The organism is Pseudomonas sp. (assembly GCF_026224925.1).
GTDB lineage: Bacteria > Pseudomonadota > Gammaproteobacteria > Pseudomonadales > Pseudomonadaceae > Aquipseudomonas.
On record NZ_JAMFRV010000163.1, the window covers coordinates 1 to 5,102 of the forward strand.

The 5,102-nt window shown below is 49.9% G+C and carries 6 protein-coding genes; 4 read left to right on the forward strand and 2 right to left on the reverse strand.

The window, feature by feature from the left end:
* Positions 1-337: 337 nt before the first annotated feature.
* The 4 genes from M0974_RS06970 (at position 338) to M0974_RS06985 (ending at position 3,081) form a co-directional block, all read left to right on the forward strand.
* A complete protein-coding gene (locus M0974_RS06970; protein ID WP_297834493.1) occupies positions 338-721 on the forward strand; it encodes a transposase in 384 nt (127 codons plus the stop codon).
* Positions 718-1,065, forward strand: coding sequence for an IS66 family insertion sequence element accessory protein TnpB (gene tnpB / locus M0974_RS06975; protein WP_297834497.1), 348 nt, complete (start codon positions 718-720; stop codon positions 1,063-1,065). The genes M0974_RS06970 and tnpB overlap by 4 nt, the downstream gene beginning before the upstream one ends.
* Before the next feature lie 29 nt (positions 1,066-1,094).
* Complete coding sequence (locus M0974_RS06980; protein ID WP_297834501.1) at positions 1,095-1,310, forward strand: hypothetical protein; 216 nt, start codon at positions 1,095-1,097, stop codon at positions 1,308-1,310.
* 193 nt (positions 1,311-1,503) lie between these two features.
* The gene (locus M0974_RS06985; protein ID WP_297834503.1) at positions 1,504-3,081 is read left to right on the forward strand and encodes a DUF262 domain-containing protein; all 1,578 of its coding nucleotides are present in this window, start codon (positions 1,504-1,506) and stop codon (positions 3,079-3,081) included.
* Between the two features lie 140 nt (positions 3,082-3,221).
* Here the strand turns inward: M0974_RS06985 and M0974_RS06990 are convergent, their stop codons facing one another.
* A complete protein-coding gene (locus M0974_RS06990) occupies positions 3,222-4,541 on the reverse strand; it encodes a hypothetical protein (RefSeq protein ID WP_297834505.1) in 1,320 nt (439 codons plus the stop codon).
* Between the two features lie 106 nt (positions 4,542-4,647).
* Positions 4,648-5,102 (reverse strand): AAA domain-containing protein (locus tag M0974_RS06995; RefSeq protein WP_297834509.1); only part of this gene is annotated, 455 nt, incomplete at its 5' end.

Below are 5,102 nucleotides of genomic sequence, written 5' to 3' on the forward strand. Positions count from 1 at the left end.
GATGCACGCGATGCGATAACCGAGGCAGTCGAGCGCCATGGCGGAGATGTGCTTCTCTATGCAGTAGTAATGCGCCCACGCGGCACGGCGAAAACCTAATTAATTGTTCGATAGAGCCTTATTGAGGCTGTGAGTGGCGATAAGCGCGTACTGAAAAAAAAGGAAATAAAATGAAAAATTTACATGGGTGGCTAATTAAATTTCGGTATCTTGTTTTTTATTTTTCCTATGCAGTTATGATATCGTAAGCGTCTTCCCAGCGCCGTCTTCCTTTGAGCGGCGCGCATCGCCATGATTGAATTTGGGACGCAAATTGGTTGTGTCCACAAATTTAATTATGGACACAATAATTCAACCAGTCACAACCAGGGCGAAACGAGGCCCGTATCGCCGCCACAGCGATGAGTTCAAGCGCGCCGCAGTGGCACGCACCGAAGTCGGCGGCGCATCGGTATCACTGATCGCCCGCGAGCTAAACATCAACACCAATCAGTTATTCAGTTGGCGCAAGCGTTTCGGTGCCGAGGCGCTGGCCGATGGTAACGCGCCGAGCCAGTTGGTGGCAGTCACCGTGCTCGATACACCGGCCATAACCGCGCCGGTCGCAAGCAGCGCGCCCGGTGTCATTGTACTGAGCGTGGGCCAGGCGCAGCTGCGCCTGGAAGGCGGCACGGTCGATACGGCCACGCTGACGCTGCTGCTGGCTCGGCTACTGCCATGATCGGCCTGCCTGCAGGGACCAAGATCTGGCTGGCTGCCGGCGTAACCGACATGCGCGCCGGCATGAACGGTTTGGCCGCGAAGGCGCAGACGGCGCTGGCTGAAGATCCGTTCAGCGGCCACGTGTTCCTGTTTCGTGGCCGGCGCGGTGACATGATCAAGGTGCTGTGGTGGAGCGGAGATGGTTTGTGCCTGCTGGCGAAGCGCCTTGAACGTGGGCGCTTCGTCTGGCCGCAGGCCGCCAGCGGCAGCGTGGCGTTGACGCAGGCGCAGCTCTCGATGCTGTTTGAGGGTATCGACTGGCGCCGGCCGGAACGCACCTGGCGACCCACATCGGCCTTGTAAACGTCACGCAGCTCGCGTAAACTCGGCACATGCTCAGCTCAATCGACCTGCCCAACGACATCGACGCCTTGAAGGCGCTGTTGCTGGCCAGCGAGCGCCTGGTGCGCGAACGCGACGCGACCATCGCCACCCAGGGCGACGCGCTGCTGAACATGCAAGCCCAGTTGACGACGCGTGCCGCCGAGATCGAGCACCTGAGCGTTTATGACGACTTCGTTTGTCCATTGATGGATTTAAGCCATTGATTGTAAATGAATTTGTTGCCTTTTGTGGTGCCACCGCGTTCATGAACAAATGCTCCTCCAGGTTCGACGGTAATATCGACTGCGATCGTCATCCGTCGCCGTAGCGTGTGGTGATTTCACTGACATCTCGGCGCAACAGAGACGTCAACGCCTACCTGTGTGATACTTGATGAAAACTAAATTTAGGTGAGGTATGGCGACGAAACACAAGGAAACAGTCAATCTGGATGCGTTGATCCCGCGGGACGACGTGGAAGCGAAGAAACCGAAGGCTAGCAAGGGAGTAATTCAAGTAACAGAGCTGGCGATAGGCAAGCATTTTTATGGTCTGCTGCGTAAGCCGCTCTTCCAACGCGAGACAAATGACTGGGACGTGGACAATGTAGTTTCACTGGTGAACAGTTTTCGAAACGGGCATCTCATTCCAGCGGTCATTTTATGGTCTGCGGACGGATCGACCTTTGTTATTGATGGTGCACACCGACTCAGTGTGTTCGTGGCATGGGTCAACGATGACTATGGGGATGGAGTAATTTCACAGGCATTTTTTAAACACCAAATTCCTAAATCACAAGTTAATTCAGCTCGTAAATGCCGAGATCAAATCAAGGCCAGAGGTTTGGAGTATGCCGAGCTTCAGAGGTTGACGTTGCTACCAAGCCGAACTCCTGAGCAGTTGGCATGGAGTACAAATATTGCTCAGCCCATCGAAACACAGTGGGTTCTGGGCGACGCCGGGGTGGCGCTGCAATCATTCTTGGATATTAATCAACGCTCTGTCGAAATTGACCCGACTGAACGCTATATGATCGTAGAGCGTAAAGCGCCGACAATCATAGCCGCGCGTGCCTTGGTCGGTGCAGGGCGCGGCCACGCGTATTGGGGTTCGTTTGATGAAAAGTATGTTGCAGAAATCGAGAGGTACGCCAAAAATATTTACGACGCGATATTTGAACCTGAAGGTGCTCAGCCACACACCCATACGGAATTACAGCCTGCGGGTATGGCACAAACCGCCAACGGACTACGAATGGCACTTGAGTTAGTGAACATTGTCACGGCAATGAAAACTGGGACCATTGGCATGGAACCTGATACAGACGGAAGCCAAACTTCGCGCGTATTGGCTAAAGTTTGGGGCGTGATCAAGTATGTTGCCGGTAATGAACCGGCGTCTCTCAGTCTTCATCCGGCAGTCTATTTTTGGGGGACTACGGGGAACCATCGCCCGAGTATGTTTCTGGCAGTTGTTTCGTTTATTCAAGAACTCGTTCAAAAAGATGAGTTGGTGGAGTTCACCCTTCATCGAGCTAAGCTGGAAGAATTTTTGGTTGGCAAAAATGCGCCTGGTCAACAAATTCTTAGCCGTTATGGGGGATGGAAACGGAGCCTAGAGCCGATTCAAAAATTGCTGAGGCAGATTTTCGAAGGACTCAAGTCAGGGAAAACTGAAATGGAAATTTTGGACATTATTTCAACTGCCATTGGTAGCGTCGGGTCGAATGGTGAAACTGCGAGGTCAGATGCGTGGAAAGAAACGCGCAGCGCGGCACGCATTAAAGCAAGTTTAAATTCCGCGCAGCGTTGTGCTATCTGCAAAGCAAGACTGGTATTAGTCCACGCAAGCGATGACCATATTCAACGTCGAGCTGACGGGGGCAATTCAGGACACGATAACGCGCAGTTGACACACCACTATTGTAATCATGGATTCAAAGAGCATTTCTCTCAAGAAAAAAAACCTGTTCCGGAGATTGTCCTCCAGATTTAGTAATGGGTTTGATCTGACAATGACCTTTGCATAACAGCTCCACCATCTCATCATGGGTGAGCCTGTTGCGACCCCGATAATAAACCGTAGGAGCATTGAACGGTGACCTTTCGAAAATGGCGATTAGTATGGTAAAAAACTTATTTAATCGTCATCCTGCCCTTTGGAAGGGCACGCCTTTTTTTAATTTCAATTTTTGGCGGAAGAATACGCGGGCTTTCTACATCTGTAATTTGCTCCGAAATCAGCTTTGAAAAACGAAGGCTTATCGATTTGTTGTGCAAGAAAAATCCGAAATGCGGATTTAGCCCATTTCCGCCTGGTAGCATGTCAGACCCACACCATAGCCATTCATCGTCGCACATTACAATTGGCACCCAATGATTCTTATATCGTTCAGTCTTTACCAATATCTTTAGATGTGTACGCATTATCGATCGATTTTTTTGAGGGACTTGCCCCAATATCTTCGCCCTCATATCCTGGGCCAGCCGGTCTACGCGCTCGCGATTATCATTTTGAAGGTGAATCAAAACAATTTCGCAGATTGCCCCACGCATGAGCGCATCATTGACGATACTTCTAAATGCATCCCAATCAGCGATGCGCGATTCTGTCATTACTGTGCGCACCACGCGCGTAGCCTCCGAAAATGCTCGTTCGAGAAATCTAATTCCTTGCCCTGGGAAGGTGCGAAACTTATCGGGTCTCCCTAATAGCAGTCCGCCAATCTCAGAACTTACGACCCTGGGATCAAAACCAAAATCGAAAATTATATTCGAGTCATTTAAGAGCGCACGTCTAGAAAAATCGGCAATCGCCACATCGTGAAATAAGCCGGGTAGTCGTCGAATAAATTCTGGGCATTTGCGGACTAGCCGTGCACTTTCTATGTCAAAGCCATCATTTCCGATAATGCGTATTTCAAATATCTCAGGTGAGAACCCATAAAGTAGAACGGGAATTTTTTTAATGGCGCGCGTAGGCTTGCTCGTGTACTGTATGTGAAGCAACTCGGCTCCATCCAATTCCTCGCCCATTTCATCGAGGAATTGGCCGAGAAAATTCTGGCACATCGGAAGGCTCAGCTCGCCGCTGGCGGGAATTTTAAAGCCCACATGCAATTCCAAGGCGCGTTCCGCTTTTTGCTCACGTGCTCTTAATTCATCATAGGTCGCATCCGAAATTTCTCCGCGTATACAATCCCAAGTGAGTCGGGCCGGCAATGTCGCGATCCGCTCTATCTCTGGACTATCCAAATACTCCACCCCGAGAATAGTTAAAGAATAATCAAAATTCTCTGCGTCGCACGTGATTGCTCCCCGTACGGTGAGTTCCACGAGCCAACTTTTTGCGCTGGTTGAGGGAACACCCAGGAAGCCAGAGATCGCGTCAACTGTCCTTAAATTTGCTTGGATCGCGCGGAGTGCATACAGCCATGTAAAGGGGATGCGTTGCATTTTCCGACACTCAATTTGGGTGTTGACTCGAAAAAATGGCCACGCAATATGAAAGGCCGATATTAAGGGCAGGCCATTGCATATAGGCATATTTTGCGTTTGCCGGCTAAATGCGTTGCCTATCCGATGTGATTGTGCAGTCATTTCTGTTTTTTCTAATATAATCAAGAACTTCAGCGAGTTTGCTTCCTTCTCCTACCTTATCGACCATTTTGGTGGAACCCACAATGATTAACGCATCCCTCGCACGCGAAAATGCAACATTCATTCGTTTCTCATCAAGATGTCCTAATGTCCATTCGTTAGTTCCACGAACAAGAGATACGATTGCAACGTCTTTTTCATTTCCTTGAAACCTGTCTATCGAGGCGACCTCTATATCCAAGTGAGGCCATTGGTGAGACCCTTCATTTATATTTTTTGCGAGCAATTCTACTTGGGCAGCGTAGCCCGCGATGACGGCAACCGAAACAACCTGATCATCTGAACCAAATTTTACCCGACTTTGAAGATGTGTAAGTTGCTTTAATACAGTAGAAATTTCGTCGTCATTGAGTAAAC

Excerpts from the sequence above, each read along its gene's own strand:
- M0974_RS06980 (WP_297834501.1), top strand. The coding sequence starts at position 1,095 with ATGCTCAGCTCAATCGACCTGCCCAACGACATCGACGCCTTGAAGGCG.
- tnpB (WP_297834497.1), top strand. The coding sequence starts at position 718 with ATGATCGGCCTGCCTGCAGGGACCAAGATCTGGCTGGCTGCCGGCGTA.
- M0974_RS06970 (WP_297834493.1), top strand. The coding sequence starts at position 338 with ATGGACACAATAATTCAACCAGTCACAACCAGGGCGAAACGAGGCCCG.
- M0974_RS06990 (WP_297834505.1), bottom strand. The coding sequence starts at position 4,541 with ATGCAACGCATCCCCTTTACATGGCTGTATGCACTCCGCGCGATCCAA.
- M0974_RS06985 (WP_297834503.1), top strand. The coding sequence starts at position 1,504 with ATGGCGACGAAACACAAGGAAACAGTCAATCTGGATGCGTTGATCCCG.